Source organism: Arthrobacter sp. BPSS-3, assembly GCF_044628475.1.
In the GTDB taxonomy this organism is placed as follows: domain Bacteria; phylum Actinomycetota; class Actinomycetes; order Actinomycetales; family Micrococcaceae; genus Arthrobacter.
On the sequence record NZ_JBIMMV010000006.1, the window covers coordinates 131,426 to 146,643 of the forward strand.

13 protein-coding genes are annotated in these 15,218 nt (G+C 70.5%); 4 read left to right on the forward strand and 9 right to left on the reverse strand.

Translation table 11 applies throughout. The annotated features are described in order from the left end of the window. The first annotated feature begins 2 nt into the window (after positions 1-2). The gene (locus ACFVY3_RS11140; RefSeq protein ID WP_400159752.1) at positions 3-695 is read left to right on the forward strand and encodes an SRPBCC domain-containing protein; all 693 of its coding nucleotides are present in this window, start codon (positions 3-5) and stop codon (positions 693-695) included. A 124-nt stretch (positions 696-819) separates the two neighbouring features. On the opposite strand, the gene ACFVY3_RS11145 is transcribed toward ACFVY3_RS11140, so the two are convergent. After that, positions 820-2,370, reverse strand: coding sequence for a PLP-dependent aminotransferase family protein (locus ACFVY3_RS11145; protein ID WP_400159753.1), 1,551 nt, complete (start codon positions 2,368-2,370; stop codon positions 820-822). Positions 2,371-2,430: 60 nt separating this feature from the next. Between ACFVY3_RS11145 and ACFVY3_RS11150 the strand changes: the two genes are divergently transcribed. After that, positions 2,431-3,096, forward strand: a complete 666-nt coding sequence (locus tag ACFVY3_RS11150) for a YitT family protein (protein ID WP_400159754.1) — start codon at positions 2,431-2,433, stop codon at positions 3,094-3,096. A gap of 25 nt (positions 3,097-3,121) precedes the next feature. Here ACFVY3_RS11150 and ACFVY3_RS11155 read toward each other — a convergent pair whose 3' ends face one another. From ACFVY3_RS11155 to ACFVY3_RS11180, 6 genes are all read right to left on the reverse strand, one after another. Further along, a complete protein-coding gene (locus ACFVY3_RS11155) occupies positions 3,122-3,961 on the reverse strand; it encodes a DNA-formamidopyrimidine glycosylase family protein (protein WP_400159755.1) in 840 nt (279 codons plus the stop codon). Then, a complete protein-coding gene (locus tag ACFVY3_RS11160) occupies positions 3,954-9,041 on the reverse strand; it encodes a DEAD/DEAH box helicase (RefSeq protein WP_400159756.1) in 5,088 nt (1,695 codons plus the stop codon). The genes ACFVY3_RS11155 and ACFVY3_RS11160 overlap by 8 nt, the downstream gene beginning before the upstream one ends. A 54-nt stretch (positions 9,042-9,095) precedes the next feature. Next, entirely contained in the window at positions 9,096-9,734 is a 639-nt protein-coding gene (locus ACFVY3_RS11165) for a DUF4232 domain-containing protein (RefSeq protein WP_400159757.1), read from the reverse strand. Between the two features lie 133 nt (positions 9,735-9,867). Continuing rightward, on the reverse strand, positions 9,868-10,653 hold the full coding sequence (locus ACFVY3_RS11170) for a YcnI family protein (protein ID WP_400159758.1): 786 nt from the start codon (positions 10,651-10,653) through the stop codon (positions 9,868-9,870). A gap of 133 nt (positions 10,654-10,786) precedes the next feature. Next, positions 10,787-11,407, reverse strand: a complete 621-nt coding sequence (locus tag ACFVY3_RS11175; RefSeq protein WP_400159759.1) for a hypothetical protein — start codon at positions 11,405-11,407, stop codon at positions 10,787-10,789. A gap of 91 nt (positions 11,408-11,498) precedes the next feature. Next, a complete protein-coding gene (locus tag ACFVY3_RS11180; RefSeq protein ID WP_400159760.1) occupies positions 11,499-11,819 on the reverse strand; it encodes a DUF1905 domain-containing protein in 321 nt (106 codons plus the stop codon). Positions 11,820-12,253: 434 nt separating this feature from the next. Between ACFVY3_RS11180 and ACFVY3_RS11185 the strand changes: the two genes are divergently transcribed. Continuing rightward, positions 12,254-12,433: a hypothetical protein gene (locus ACFVY3_RS11185; RefSeq protein ID WP_400159761.1), complete on the forward strand. Its 180-nt coding sequence runs from the start codon at positions 12,254-12,256 to the stop codon at positions 12,431-12,433. Between the two features lie 17 nt (positions 12,434-12,450). Here ACFVY3_RS11185 and ACFVY3_RS11190 read toward each other — a convergent pair whose 3' ends face one another. Continuing rightward, a complete protein-coding gene (locus ACFVY3_RS11190; RefSeq protein ID WP_400159762.1) occupies positions 12,451-13,206 on the reverse strand; it encodes a GAF and ANTAR domain-containing protein in 756 nt (251 codons plus the stop codon). Positions 13,207-14,090: 884 nt separating this feature from the next. Between ACFVY3_RS11190 and ACFVY3_RS11195 the strand changes: the two genes are divergently transcribed. After that, positions 14,091-14,750, forward strand: coding sequence for a PAS and ANTAR domain-containing protein (locus ACFVY3_RS11195; protein WP_400159763.1), 660 nt, complete (start codon positions 14,091-14,093; stop codon positions 14,748-14,750). A 17-nt stretch (positions 14,751-14,767) separates the two neighbouring features. Here the strand turns inward: ACFVY3_RS11195 and ACFVY3_RS11200 are convergent, their stop codons facing one another. Then, on the reverse strand, positions 14,768-15,193 hold the full coding sequence (locus tag ACFVY3_RS11200) for a low affinity iron permease family protein (protein ID WP_290256671.1): 426 nt from the start codon (positions 15,191-15,193) through the stop codon (positions 14,768-14,770). Positions 15,194-15,218 lie beyond the last annotated feature (25 nt).

Below are 15,218 nucleotides of genomic sequence, written 5' to 3' on the forward strand. Positions count from 1 at the left end.
CCATGACCGACAACCGCGAATTCGAGATCGTCTACGACACCGACCTGCCGGGCACGCCCGAACGCGTCTGGGAGGCCGTCACCGCCGGCACGCCCGCCTGGATGTTCCCCACGGACCAGTGGCCCGCAGTGAAGACGGTGGAGGAGTACCCCTCGCATTTGGTGTCCCGCATGGAGGGCCCGGACGGCTGGTTCAACCAGCTGGAGCACGTGCTGGAACCGCTCGAGGGCGGCCGCGCCCGGCTGCACTACGTCCACAGCGGGATCTTCGCGGACAACTGGGACCAGCAGTACGACGGAGCGAGCAAGCACACGGCGTTCTACCTCCACACCCTCGGCCAGTACCTGAAGCACTTCGACGGCAGGCCCGTCGTCTTCACGGACATCCAGGCGCCGGCAACCTCGCAGGCCCCGGACGGCTTCGACCGGCTCAAGGAGGCCCTCGGCGTCGCCGGCTCCATCGCGGGCGACACCGTGGAGCGTGAGCTCGACGGCGTGGGGCGCCTCGCGGGTGAGGTGGACTTTGTGAACGAGAACTTCCTTGGCCTGCGCACCGCGGACGCGATGTACCGGTTCTTCGGGCGCAACGCCTTCGGCGCTCCGGTCGGCATGACCGTGCACGACTTCAGCGGCCACGGCAATTCCGAGGAAACGGCCCGGGCCTGGGGCAGCTTCTTCGCGAAGGTCTACGCGTAGGGAGCGTCTCCCGCCGTTTCGACGGTTCCCCGCCGGATAGACGTTGCTGAGCGTTGAATCCGCAGGGAACCGTCGAAACGGGCCGGGGCGGACCTCGAAACGGGCGCGGATGTCGAAGTTCGCGTCAGGCGATGGCGGCGGAGGGCCCGGCGGCCAGCGGCCGGCGCAGCTGCGGGGACCGATCCAGCCGGTCCTGGGCTTCGCGCAGGGAGAGGACCGCGGTCTCCAGCTGCTCCGGCGGCAGGGTGAAGGGCAGGCGGAGGAACTGGTCGAAGGCCCCGCCGACGCCGAAGCGCGGCCCGGCGGCCAGGCGGAGGCCGACGTCGGGCGCCACAACGGCGAGGCCCGTGCTGACCGGGGCCGGCAGCCGGCACCAGACGGACAGTCCGCCGACCGGCCGCTCCGCCCGCCAGTCGGGGAGGTGCCGGGAGATCAGATCCAGCAGGACGTCCCGGTTGGTGCGAAGCGACTCTAGGCGCACCGGGAGCGGCTCGTTCAGGTCCCGGACCAGGTGCGCGGCGGCGAGCTGCTCCACCACCGGGCCGCCCAGGTCCAGCGTGGTCCGGGCCGCGGCGAACCGCTGGATCAGCGGCTCCGAGGCGCGGATCCAGCCCACCCGGAGGCCCGCCCAGTGCGACTTGCTGAGCGAGCCGATAGTCACCACGGAGGGGCCGAACGCCGCCATTGGGGTTGAGGGCAGGCCGTCGAGGTTCAGTTCCCGGAGCGTCTCGTCGGCCACCAGCACCGTCCCGGCGGCTGCGGCGGCCGCGGCGAGCCGGCGCCGTTGCGCATCCGGCATCAGGCGGCCGGTCGGGTTGTGGAAATCGGGAACGACGTACGCCATCGCGGGGTGCTGCTGGAGTAACGCCGCCTCCATCGCCTCCAGGTCCCAGCCTGCGTTGCCCGGTGTGGCATCAGGTCCGCTGGCGCCCCGGGAATTGCCCTGGCCGCCCGGTTTTCCAGACCCGGCCGCGGCGCCGGCCGCGACGGGCATCGCCACCGGAACCGCCCGGCACCCGGCGGCGCGGATGGCGTCGAGGGCATTCGGGTAACTGGGGTGCTCCACCAGCACCTTTCCGGACCGGCCCGCGAGGGTGCGCAGCACAATGGTCAGCGCATGCTGCGCGCCCGACGTCACCAGTACCTGGTCCGCCGTCGTCGGCACCCCCGCGGCGGTGTAGCGGTCCGCGATCGCCTCGCGCAGCGGCGCCACGCCCAGCGCGTCGTAGCCGAAGCCGGGCAGCAGGGCCGGCAGTTCGGTGAGCGCGGCGGCGAAGGCGCGGTGCACCACCTCGCCGCTGGCCGGAAGCGAGGCGTATGCCAGGTCCAGGACACCCTCCGGCGCGGCGAGTCCGGGCGCGCCGCTGAGCCTCCGGCCGGTCTCCACCGGGTGCGCGCCCCGGGCGGGAATCCGGCTCCGGCTGCGGCTGCCCTGGCCCCCGCTGAGGTAGCCCTGCTCGCGGAGCAGCGCATACGCGGCGGTCACAGTGGTGCGGCTGATGCCGAGGCTTTCGGCCAGGGACCGCTCGCTGGGCAGTGCGACGTCCAGACCGATCCGCCCGTCGAGGATGAGCAAACGGACGACGTCGGCCAGCTCGCGGTAGGCGGGGGAGGCCCCGGGGTTCCAGCTTCCCAGCAGCCGGCCGAGGGATGCGGGCGTCAGCGATCCTGTCATAGGGCCAGTATTTCAAACTGGATATGGAATTCAATGCCAGTTCTGAGACAGGATGGGTCCATGATGACGCGCAGACTCACCCAGCTCCTGATTGGCCTCGTTCTCTACGGCATCTCCCTCGCCATGGTGATCCGCGCCAGCCTGGGTACTGCGCCGTGGGACGTGCTCCATCAGGGCCTGGCCGGGAAGACGGGGCTGAGCCTGGGCACGACGGTCATTATCGTCAGTTTCCTAGTGCTCCTGATCTGGATTCCCTTGCGGCAGTGGCCCGGGATCGGCACCCTGGGCAACGCCGTGCTGGTGGGTGTCTTCGCCGACATCGGCCTGGCCGTCATCCCGAAGTTTTCGCACCTGGGTGGCCAGGCGGCTCTCCTGGTCGCGGCCGTGCTGCTGAACGGGCTGGCCTCGGCCTTGTACATTGGGGCCGGGCTGGGCCCGGGCGCGCGGGACGGCCTGATGACCGGGCTCGCAAGGCGCACCGGCTGGCCCGTCCGCAGGACCCGTACCGGCATCGAGGTGGTGGTCCTCGGCGCGGGCTGGCTGCTGGGCGGTTCGGTGGGTCTGGGAACGGTGCTCTACGCGCTGGCCATCGGCCCGCTGGTGCAGCTGATGCTGCCCCGCTTCACCATCGCCGACCCTCAGAAGGGCACGGCCGAGGGCGCAGCGGACCTCGCCCGGACCGACCCGGAGGAAGCCGTCGCCGGCACCACCGCGCCGGCATCCTAACCGGCCTAAGCTCTGTCCGCCCGGTTCAGGTGCCCTCGGGTGGCGGCTGGCAGGTCGGGCAGAAGTAGATGTCCCGCTCCTCGGTCCCGGTGGCCTTGGCCAGTACGCCCCGGCGGATCGGGGTCCGGCATTTCAGGCAGGGCTGCCGTTCCCGGCCGTAGACCCAGTAGGGTGGCCGGCCTTCGCTGCGGCCCACGGGCACGCCGCGGGCGTTCAGGATGGTGACCCGCCGGCCGGGGCCGAGGTTGGCGCCCAGCATGAGCTTCGCGTCCATGATCATGGCCGCCAGGTCCGGGACGGCGGAGACCGGGGCGGCGGGGTGCACCTTGGACAGGAAACACGCCTCGCACCGGTAAATGTTGCCGATCCCCGCCAGGTTGCGCTGGTCCAGGAGGGCGACGCCGATCGGCACGTCGGGGGCCGCGAGCAGCCGGTTCTCGGCCTCCGCCAGGTCCCAGTCGGGGCCGAGCAGGTCCGGGCCGAGGTGCCCGACGACGCTGTCTTCCTCCGCGGTGGGCACCACCTCCAGAACGCCGAGGGAGAATCCGACCGCATCGGCGGTGGCGGTGCGGAGCACGCAGCGGGCGGTGAATCCGGGTTTCCGCCAGCGTCCGCCCGGCGGATAGACCTGCCAGGTGCCCTCCATCTTCAGATGCGAATGGATGGTCAGCCGGTCCTGGGGGCGCGGCCCGGCCACCCGCATCAACAGGTGCTTGCCGCGCGGGACCACCTCCTCCACGGTCCAGCCGCCGAGCTTGAGGGTGGCGAAGCGGGGCACCCGGAAGTCGGTGGCCAGCAGTTCCTTGCCGGCCAGGGCGGCGTGCAGCTGCGCGGCGGCACGGAAAACGGAATCTCCCTCAGGCACGGATTCTCAGTCCCTTCGGGGTGGAATAGGCGCCGGCCTGCGCCAGGGCGGCCGCCACCGGGGTGTCCAGGATGCCGTGGCCGTTGACCTTTTCCATGATGAGTTTGTCGACGGCGCCGCGCTTCACCACTCCCACCAGGGCAGCGCCGGCGGCGGCCAGCACCGCGGGATCGGCGCTGAAGGCCAGCAGCGTCTTGCCGCCGCGTTCGACGTAGAGCACCAGTGCGCCGTCGACCAGGACAACCAGCGCGCCGGCCTTCCGTCCGGGCCGGTGCCCGGTGCCGGCTTCGAGGTCCTGCGCCGGCCACGCCAGGGCGGCGCCGTAGGGGTTGGCCGGGTCCGTCGCGGCGAGGGCCAGGGCCACCGGCTCCGCCTTGTGCACCTCGGCATCCTCGACGTAGGAACGCAGCCGGTCCACGGTGGCCGGGACGGCGAACTGGGCGGCGCCGAGCTGTTCGATGAAGTAGCCGCGGCGGCAGCGGCCCGCTTCCTCCAGCCGGGCCAGCACCTTGTACATCAGGCCGAAGCCGCCCAGGATGTTCTCGGCCATGACCGAGCCGCGGGTGACCACGCCGTAGCGGTCCAGCAGGAGCTCGGCGGTGGCCCGGGCATGGATCGTGGCGTCCAGTTCGGGTTCCGGCAGCGCCGACCAGCGGCCGGCGGCCAGCGGCGGCGTCGGGGTCGCCGCCGAGGCGGACCCGTACCTGCCGCCCGTCAGACCCGGGGAGCCTAGCAGACCGGAGCCGTGCGAGCGGCCCAGCCGGTTGAGCCGCGGGGCGCGGGCCCGGGGCGCACGGCTGACCTGCCGGTGCGCGGTATGGCCGCCGGCGATCAGGGCCCGGACCGGGGCGAAGGTGTCGCCGGTGATCCTGCCCGCCCAGGCCAGGTCCCAAAGGGCGGAGACCACGTCCTTGTCGCTGAGGACGCTGTCCATCCCGCCGGCGATCTCGGTCAGCTGCCGGAAGAAGTAGCCGCCGCCGTTGGTCCGCAGATGGTCCAGCAGCCGCTGCTGGGCGTCCCCGGGTTCGAAATCGGCTGCCGGGTTGAGGGTCAGCTCGGCGGAGTCGGCCAGGTGCAGGCTGACCCAGCCGTCGTTGCCGGGCAGCGACCCGGCGCCGGACCAGAGCACCTCGCCGGCGGCCATGAGCTCGTCCAGCATGGCGGGCTGGTAGTTCGAGACCCGGCTGGCCAGGACCAGAGGCTCCCAGGCTGAGGCGGGAATCGGCACACCGGAGAGCTGGTCGATGGCGGTGATGATGCCGTCCAGGCCGCGCAGCGCCGACTGACCGCGGCTGCCGGGGACGCGGACATTCTGCCACGCGGGGAGGAACCGGCCGTAGGCGGACGGGTCCACGGGCTCCACCTCGGCGCGCAGCGCGGCGAGCGACCGGCGCCGCAGTTTCCGCAGCACCTCGGCGTCGCACCATTCACTGGTTCCCGCCAGGGACACCGTCTCCGCCGTCTGGCCGGCGTCGTCGGAGGCAGCGGGCGGGGCGTCGGGCGCGGTGACGTGCGGCCGGAATTCGCCCTCGACCACGCGGCCGTCGGCTCCCAGCCGTTTCAGCGCCGTCCCTACGACGGCGACGCCGAGCCCCAGCCTGGCGGCGGCTTCCGCTGCGGTGAAGGGACCGTGGGTGCGGGCGTAACGGGAGACCAGGTCACCCAGCGGGTCCGCGACGGGTTCGATGAAGGCCAGCGGCACGCCCATGGGCAGCGGCACCCCGAGGGCGTCGCGGAGCCGGGCGGCGTCTTCGACGGCGGCGAACTTTTCCGTCCCGCCGATGTTGACCTTGATGGCGCGGTTGGCCCGCTGCAGCGCCGCCAAGTGCGTCGCGGCCTCGGCTGTGGTGGCACTGGCAGCCCCCGCGGGTGCCGCCGATTCCCCGGCCGCGGCCCCGCCGTCGTCCGGAGTCCCGCCGCCGTTGGACCCGGCCCCGCCGCCGTCCGCGGGAGCTGCCGCGGCCGCGGAAACGTCGGTAGAGGCTTGGCCTGCCTCGGCGGTTTCCAGCCGGGCCGCCACTTCCTCCGGCGTGAGCGGACCGAGCAGCCGGAGCAGGTCGGCCACGCCCTCAACGCCGCGCATCCGCCGACCGGGAGCGAGGCGCTGCAGTTCGCGTTCGGTTTCGTCGATAACCTTGGCGTCGAGGAGTTCGCGCAGCTCCACCCGGCCCAGCAGCTCGTTGAGCAGGGTCGAATCGAGGGCCAGGGCGGCGGCGCGGCGCTCGGCCAGCGGCGAATCGCCCTCGTAGAGGAACTGGGCGACGTAGCCGAAAAGCAGGGACTTCGCGAACGGCGACGGCTGCTGCGTGGTGGTTTGCAGGATCCGGAGCTCCCGCCGCTCGATCGCGGTTGCGATGTCCTTGAGCGCGGGCAGGTCGTAGACATCCTGCAGGCATTCGCGGACCGTCTCCAGCACGATCGGGAAGGTCGCGTACTTGCGGGCCACGTCCAGGAGCTGGGCCGAGCGCTGCCGCTGCTGCCAGAGCGGCTGCCGCTTTCCGGGCGTCTGACGGGGCAACAGCAGGGCGCGGGCCGCGCACTCGCGGAACCGGGAGGCGAACAGGGCACTGCCGCCCACCTCCGCGGTGACGATCTGTTCCAGTTCCTCGGGGTCGAAGAGGAACAGGTCCGCGCCGGGCGGTTCGTCGTCCATCATCGGCACGCGCAGCACGATGCCGTCGTCGGCGGCCATCGCGGAGCCGTCCATGCCGTAGCGCTGGTGCAGCCGCTGCCCGACGGCCAGGGCCCACGGCGCGTGTACCGGCATGCCGAACGGGCTGTGCAGCACCACCCGCCAGTCGCCGAGTTCGTCGTGGAAGCGTTCCACCACCAGCGTGGTGTCGCTGGGGACCACCTCGGTGGCGGCCTTCTGCTCGGCGAGATACTGGATCAGGTTGTTCGCGGCGAAGTCGTCCAGGCCGCTGGCCTTGCAGCGTTCGGTGGCGGGGCCGACGTCGGACGCGGAGAGTTCGCGGATGAACGCGCCCAGGGCGCGGCCCAGGTCCACCGGCCGGCCGAGGGAGTCGCCGCGCCAGAACGGCAGTTTGCCGGGCTGGCCGAACGCGGGGGAGACCAGGACCCGGTCGTGGGTGATGTCCTCGATCTTCCAGCTGGTGGCGCCGAGGGCGAAGACGTCGCCGACGCGGGATTCGTAGACCATCTCCTCGTCCAGCTCGCCCACGCGGCGGCCGCCCTTGGCCGTGGACTTGGCACCGGATGCGCCCTCGCCGGAACCGCCGGAGGAGCCGGTGCCTTCGACCTCGGTGCCGATGATGTAGACGCCGAACATGCCGCGGTCCGGGATGGTGCCGCCGGAGGTGACGGCCAGCCGCTGCGCCCCGGGCCGGCCTTCAATGGTGCCGTTGTTGCGGTCCCAGACGATCCGGGGCCGGAGTTCGGCGAACTCGTCCGAGGGGTAGCGTCCGGCGAGCAGGTCCAGTGTCGCCTCGTACGCGGAGCGGGGGAGGGACGCGAACGGCGCGGACCGGCGCACCGTGGCGAACCATTCCTCCACGTCGATCGCGCCCAGGGCGGTGGCCGCGACGGTCTGCTGGGCGAGGATGTCCAGCGGGTTGGCCGGCACGTAGAGGCGTTCGATCTTGCCGTCCAGCATGCGTTCGACCGTGATGGCGGTGTGCACCAGGTCCGCGCGGTGTTTGGGGAAGAGAACGCCCTGGGAGATCTCGCCCACCTGGTGCCCGGCACGGCCCACGCGCTGCAGGCCGCTGGCCACCGACGGCGGGGATTCCACCTGGACCACCAGGTCCACGGCGCCCATGTCGATGCCCAGCTCCAGCGAGGAGGTGGCCACCACGCAGCGCAACCGGCCGGACTTCAAGTCGTCCTCGATCATGGCCCGCTGGTCCTTGGACACGGAGCCGTGGTGCGCGCGGGCCAGCACCGGATCCGCCCCGGCGGTGCTGCCGGCCTGGGCCATCATCTGCGCGGGGGTGTTGCCGGGTCCGGACGGCGCCGGGGTGCCCCGGCCACCGCCGGCAGCGGCGCCCGCAGAGTTGGTGCCGGGGCCGCCGTCGTCCCAGCCGCCACCCTCGGCCATCAGTTGCCGCTCCGCGTAAATCTCGTTCAGCCGGGCGGTGAGGCGTTCGGCGAGCCGGCGGGAGTTGGCGAAGACGATGGTGGACTGGTTGGCCAGCACCAAGTCCACGATCTTTTCCTCCACATGGGGCCAGATCGAGGCGTGCGGCTGCAGCCCGGACGCCGGCCCGGAGTCGAACGCCCCGGCCGCGCCCTGCAGGTCCGACATGTCCTCCACCGGGACGGAGACTGTCAGGTCCCAGGTCTTCTTCGAGGGCGGCGCCACGATTTCCACCGGCGCTGACCCGGCGAGGAACTGGGCCACCAGCTCCTTCGGCTCCACGGTGGCGGAGAGGCCGATCCGCTGCGCCGGCTTGGGCAGCAGGGCATCCAGCCGCTCCAGCGAGACGGCCAGGTGCGCGCCGCGCTTGGTCCCGGCGACGGCGTGCACCTCGTCGACGATGATGGTATCCACCTCGTCCAGGGTCTCCCGCGCCTTGGAGGTCAGCATCAGGAAGAGCGATTCCGGCGTGGTGATCAGGATGTCCGGAGGGCTGCTGAGCAGCGCCCGCCGGTCCGCGGCGGGGGTGTCGCCGGAGCGGACGCCCACGGTGGTCAGAGGCGCGGGCAGGCCGAGGCGTTTGGCCGTCTGGGTGATGCCGATCAGCGGGGCCCGGAGGTTCCTTTCGACGTCGACGCCCAGGGCCTTGAGCGGGGAGATATAGAGGACGCGGGTCTTGCGCTTCGGGGTCTTCCGGCGGCCCTTCTTCGCGGGTTCGACGGCGTCGGCAGGCTCAGCGTCGGTGGCACCGGCCGGGGCGGAGACCAACAGCCGGTCCAGCGCCCAGAGGAAGGCGGCGAGGGTCTTGCCCGACCCGGTGGGGGCCACCACCAGGGCGTGCGAGCCGGAGGAAATGGCGTTCCAGGCGCCGTTCTGCGCCGGGGTGGGCGCGGAAAAGGCCCCGAGGAACCACTCCCGGGTCGGCCGGCTGAACCGGTCCATTGCGTCGGCCGCGAGTGTGGTCGCGAGCTCCTGCCCCTTCATTCCTCCATCATGCCTTACGGCACCGACAGTATTGGGCGGGCCCCTAAGCCAGGGTTACATCGCGGTGAAGGCGCCGATGGTCAGCAGGTTGATGCCGGCGTTGCTGCAGGCATCCTTGGGCGCGGCGAGGAACAGGGAGGCCGTGTCCTCGGGCGGGTAGACCCGGAAACCGGCTGCGGGGGTGCGGGTGCAGTCGGGGTAGTTGCCGGCCTGGGTGTACCGGAGGGTGGCGCTGCCGGCCTGGCCCGGGGCGAGGAGCACGTCGGCGGCCGGGGTGGAGTCGTCGCGGGTGGCCGCGGCGCCGATGGGGTCGCCGTCGGCGCCGGCGGTGAGCGAGACGCCGGCGAAGCCCTTCAGGACGCACGGTTCGGCGCCGGTGTTGGTGAGGATGAGCTTGCTGTAGACGCTGCCGGCGGCCCCGCCGCCGGTGGAGTCGAGGGTGGCCTTGAGGTTGGCGGCCTTGCAGAGGCCGGGGCCCGCGGCGGCACCCGAGGCGGCCGGGGACGAGGAGGCTGGCGCGGACGACGCCGGTGCGCTGGGCGCTGCCGCGGAGGTGGCCGGTGCCGCCGTCGTGGACTGAGCGGATGACGGCGGTGCGCTGGCGCTCTGGGTCTGGGCCTGGCCGCAGCCGCTGAGCAGCAGGACCGCCGCAGCGGCCGCCGTTACGGAAGTGATTGCTGCTTTGCGATTCATCTGCTGAGGCCTCATGAGACCACTGTTATGCGGCGGGGTTCCCCTCGTCAACGGTGCCACGACGCGGAAACCCGATTGATGCCCGGATTGTGATTTCCGGGCATCAACCGGGGGTCACATGACGCTGCGGAGGCTACTTGGCGGCGGACCGCCGGCCGCGCAGCAGCGCCACGCCGCCCAGCAGCGCCACGCCGCCCAGCACCAGGCCGCCGATCCCGGCGACGAGGCCGGCCCAGCTGCGGGCCTGCGCGCCGCCGTCGTCGTTGCTGTGAGTATCCGCCGACGTCGTTTCCGCCGTCTGTGCCATGCCGTCCCCGGAGCCGGCCGCGCCGTGGCCCGCGTGCCCGTCACCGGACTTCGCCGCGGTGATGGTCACGGATGGGGCGGGGGTCTTGAGGGACTCCTCGTCCTGGCCGGCCTGCGGGATCTGCGACCAATCGGTCTGGCCCGTCTCGCAGCTCTGCAGTGTGGGGAAGTACAGGGTCTTCCCGGCCATGTCCGGCAGCTTTACAGAAAGCACCAGGGTGTCGCGGAGCTCGTGGCTCAGCGGCGCCTTGGCTGTGTAGACGATCTGGCTGGTCCGCGTGGTGATGGAGGTGCCGTCCGCCAGTTTCTTGGGCTGGGGGAGTTCCTCCGTGACCTTGGAGGCGGTCCAGTTGGGGTTGACCGTGGGCTGGGCGTCGTTGAGTTCCTCAGGCAGCGTGATGGTCATTTTGGTGGTGCCGGCCTGGTCGCAGCCGTGCGGGATGGCGAACGTGAGCAGCGAGTAGGAGTTGGCGGCGGTGTTGTTTGGCGTGGCCTCGACGTGGGCGGAGGCGGCGCTTACCCCGGTCAGCAGCAGTGCGGCGGTGCCGCCGGCCACGGCGGTGGCGGTGAAAGTGCGGCGCAGGGCGGAGGGGGTGGAAAGGGCGCGGGTCATCATCGTGTGGGTGCCTTTCGGGCGTGCGCGCATGAGGGCGCGCGGACGTGGGTGGCGCGGCACGGGTGCGGGATTGGGGCCCGGATGGTCCGGGGCAGGCCGGCAGGTTCGGCCGCGGCCGAAGAAGGGTGGGTTAGACGACGACGGCGAGCGGCGGCCCGCGGCGGCAGTCCCGCCGGAGGTTGCGCCAGGGCAGCGGCTGCGCGGGCTCGTCCCGGAAGGGTTGGACGGTGACGGCGGCGCGGGGTGCGGGTAGGGCTTCGGGCAGCCTGATCAGGGGACGCAACCAGGCGGCGAGCGCCCAGAGCGCGGCCTCACCGCGGGCCAGCAGTAGGGCGCAGATGAGGGTCGCCAGGGCGTGCCCGGCGATCATCCAGAGCGCCAGGCCGGAGTCCAGGTCGTGGTGCTCGAGGGTGCCCGCGGGGTGCGGGAGCAGCGTCGGGACCTGGTGGTGTGACCGGACGGGGGCGCCGCCGTCGGCGGTTGCGGCGGGCCCGCTGAGGGCGGAAAACGCCTCGTGCAGCACCACCTGACCGGTTCCCAGCAGCCCGGTCATGGCGGCGGCGTTCAGCTTGAGCCGGGTGGCGGCGGTGGCCGCGAGGCCGGTGAGTGCCAGGACGGCGCCGAAGATTCCCGGGATGGGGAGGTCCCCGCCGGCGATCACGTGTGCCGCGGCGGCGAGACCCACCATGGTGACGGACACCAGGGCGGAGCGAAGCGCGTGGAAAGGCGCCCCGGCACGGGTGTGGCGCACGGTGACCTCCCTGGCGGCATCTGGCGGGCTGCGGACGGGGCCAATTCTACCGTTCGTCGAACTTGCTGCCGTGCATCGGCGGGAAAGTCGGTCACATGGTGGGGCCGGTGCCGTTCGCCGCCCGGCCGTTGCGCGGCGCCACGGACAGGGACACCTCGACGTCGTCGCCCACCCTGAGCCGTTCGCCGAGCCGGACGTGCTTCCGTACGGGCAGCACGTACCCGCCGTCGCGGGGCAGGAGCGAGGTCTCCCACTCGGTGGCGCCGATGCAGACCGCCACCGGGATGGCACCCCAGCCGTAGCTGGCCTCGGCAGCGTCGGCGTGAATCTCGTCGGACGCGTCCGGCGGCAGGGCCAGCCAGTAGAAGGGTGCCGGCCCGCGCCACTCGAAAAGCTCTGCCCTGAAGGTCATGTCCACGGCTCAGCACCGTAGTGGCTGGCCCGGGTGTTGGCAATGGTTCTCCGCGGGTCCCAGGACTTCTGTGGCGCCGGATCCGCACTGGACAATCAAATAAAGCTAGATAGACTAGTGAAATTGCAAGCAAGCTTACTAAAGGGGTGATTCGAATGACGGCAGTCGCCAACCGGAGAATGGCGGGACCCGCAGGCGGAACGCACGCGGAGTCGCTGCGGAGGTTCCAGGAGCCGGTGCGCCCGGCCGTCCCTTCGAGTCAGCCCGCGGTGGATCCCCTCGACGCCGACGGGACGCCCATGCACTGCGGCGCGAAAATGACGTCCACGCCGAGTCCGACGACCGTGCTCCCGTGGGCACAGTTCCACACCGGCCAGGGCGAGTGGGTTTGCACCTGTGGATTCCGTCGGCCGGCAGATTCCTCATCCGACCCTTTGGCCGCGATTCGCGCAGCGGGGGCCCGGCTGGAGAGCCTGCAGTGGGAGATCGACGCCGCGGAGGCCGCCCTGGCCGCCGCCGTCCGAACCGCCACCGAGGCGGGGGTGGACGCGAAGTCGCTGATGTTGGAGACGGGCCTTACGTCGATCGAACTGCTGGAGCTGCAGCTGCGCTGAGGATGGTGCGGCACGGCTTAGGCGAAATGTGTCGTGATCTTGCCGCCCCCTGCCGACTCGACAATGGAGGCGGCTACGTCCCGAAGCTTGATGTTTCGGTGGTTCGAGGCTGACTTGATGATGGCAAAGGCCTCCTCCTGGGTGCAGCGGTTTTGAGCGATAACTATGCCCACCGCCATATCGATGATCGTCCGGGAGGTCATCGCCAGCTTCAGGTTCTCGGCGGCTCTGCTGTGTTCGCTCAGGAGAAGTGCGAGCCGGAGCCCCTTTGCGGCCTGGGCGACAAAGGTGCGGGCCCGCTCCACCGCTCCGCCGTCCAGAGCGTGGGCGGTCTCGGAATACAGGTTGAGACCCGCGCGCGCCGAGTTGTCCGGGAGATGAAACGGTACGGCGAGTACGGAGCGGACGCCGTGGGCCATCGCAATGTAGTTGTAGTCGGGGAACGTGGTGTCGCTGGCGAGGTCCGGTATGTGAACCACCAGCTGTCTCCTGCTGGCCATCAGGCAGGGGCCCTCATCCAGCTGGTATTGAAGCTCATCCAGCATCAGTGCCTTCTCACCGCTGCTGGCCACAGTCCCCGCCTCGCCGTGGCGTAGCAGGGTGATGCCGCAAAAAACCTCGCCCTTCTGGGAGGAGAGGGTAGCCGCGGCGTAACAAGCGAGTTCGTCGAGGAAATCGGCCACATCCTGGGTTTCCAGCAGCAGGTCCTGCAGATCCAGCGCTATGGGCTCGGTGCTGCCGGTGCCCGGCTCGGGATCTTTAACGGAGGTCATGTCTCATAGTTACGCCGATCCCCGGCCGGCGCTAGGGGCAGCCGGCAGGCCGATGGTTCCCTGCGGCCGTTGTGAACAGTCTGTCCTGTGATCTGCTTAGCGCCGGCTCGAAGGTCTCCGGGATAGGGCCGCCCCCCAATGAAGCGGCCCTATCCGGAGGTCGCGCCGACGGCGCAGGATCGCGGCTAGGGGCTCCGTCCTTCCGGTCGGGGAGCGCGCCGGTCCAGTTCCTTGTCGATGTGGTCGAGAAGGTCCAGCCATAGGGAGGGTGCTTCGCTGCCACCGCCGTTCAATGCCGCGCGGCGCAGTGCCCTGAGATCGGATGAAGGCACATCGGACCAGCTTGGATGCCGAAAAAACATCCGTGCCGGCGGCCCGGGGTGGCCGCTCACGCCGCCTGCGCCTGTGTTCGCCGGCCTGCCGTCCGAGAGGCGTGCCGCGGTCCGCTCATCGTCGAGGTCCTAACCCCGATGTCTTTCAGCACGGCCGGGGCTTCGTCCCATGCATAGGCGAGGAAGCTGTCGTCCAGGAACAGATCGCATTGTGGGAGGGCCCTCTGTGCCCTGTTGCATACCGCTTGAAGTGCCCGAACGTTATGCCGAGTGAGTACGCCTACGGGGCGAATCGTGACCGACGAGGCGTCAAGGTCAACCGAAACCGTGACGCCGATTTTTCCGGTGGTCATAGAAATAGATCTCTCTATGGAACACGAAGGGCCGCGTCTTGACCCACAAGCAGGGTACGGTGCTCCGCTATGAACGCGGAAGTAACTTAGCTCACTTTTTCGGAAGAAGGTCCCTGCGCCTACATCAAGCCTTTCGATCCTTGCCGGAGCGGGAAGGAGCCGCTACCGTCAACCCGCGAAGGGGGTTCTCATGGATTGGTTGACACGCCCGCTATTCGCGAGCCGGCCGGGTCCCGACGATCTGATCGCGGGCTCATTCGTCACCGACGGTAAGACCCACGACATGGAGTGGTCGGATGAGATGTACGCCATCCACGGCTACGCGCGCGGGGAAATTGTTCCGACCCTTGCGCTCACGCTTGCCCACAAGCATCCCGAGGATCTGCCCCGCATTTTGGAAGTCAACGAGGACCTCGTGCGGCGTGGAGGACATGTGGCCATTTATCACCGGGTCATCGACGCCGGCGGCCGGGAACGCAAGGTTCTCACCGCGGGAGAGGCCTTCCCCGACGGGTCAGGTGGGCTGCGGACCATCGCGGGCGTCATGCTGGACCTCACGACGACCGTCCACGACGAAACGGCGACGGCGGCGCGCGACGCCATCCAGGGGGCGCTCGGGACCCGGTGCGTCATCACCAAGGCCCAGGGCATCCTCATGGGCCGCGCTTCCATGACATCGTCCGAGGCGTTCACCGTGCTGCGCGCCTACAGCAACCACGTCAACGTCAAGCTGGCGGAGGTCGCAGCGACGCTGGTGGGGCTGGCCGACCGCGACGGGGACAGGATGCCCTTCGAGTGCTTTCTGGACGCGCTCCTCCGCGGCTCCCCAGACCCCGCGAAAGGGTCCCTCCTGCAATAGGAGCGGCCGGAATGACCCTAGGCCAGGCCCGCGGCCGCAGGGGGACCCGACCGTTCGTCCCGGGCCGCCTGTCCGGCGGCGCCAGCGATCCGCTTCCGCTGGGCCTCGATCTCCTTCTCGCCCTCATGCTCGGCGTCGTAGAGCTTGGCATTGCCGACCTGGAGCTCGAGCATCAGGGCGTCAAGCTTCACGTGCAGGGCGGCCGTGTCACGGTTCTGGGTGTTCTGGATGATGAAGACCATGAGGAACGTGACAATCGTGGTGCCTGTATTGATCACCAGCTGCCAGGTGTCGGAGAAACCGAGGAGCGGACCGGTGAAGGCCCAGATGATCAGAACGACCACCGCACCGACGAAAACCCAGGCATGGCCGAGGACCGCCGCCGTCCGGGTTGTAAACCGGGTAAAGATATCCGGGCGCTCCCGCCCCGCCTGCTGAACCATACCGTCACGCTTTCCCTTGCGGAGT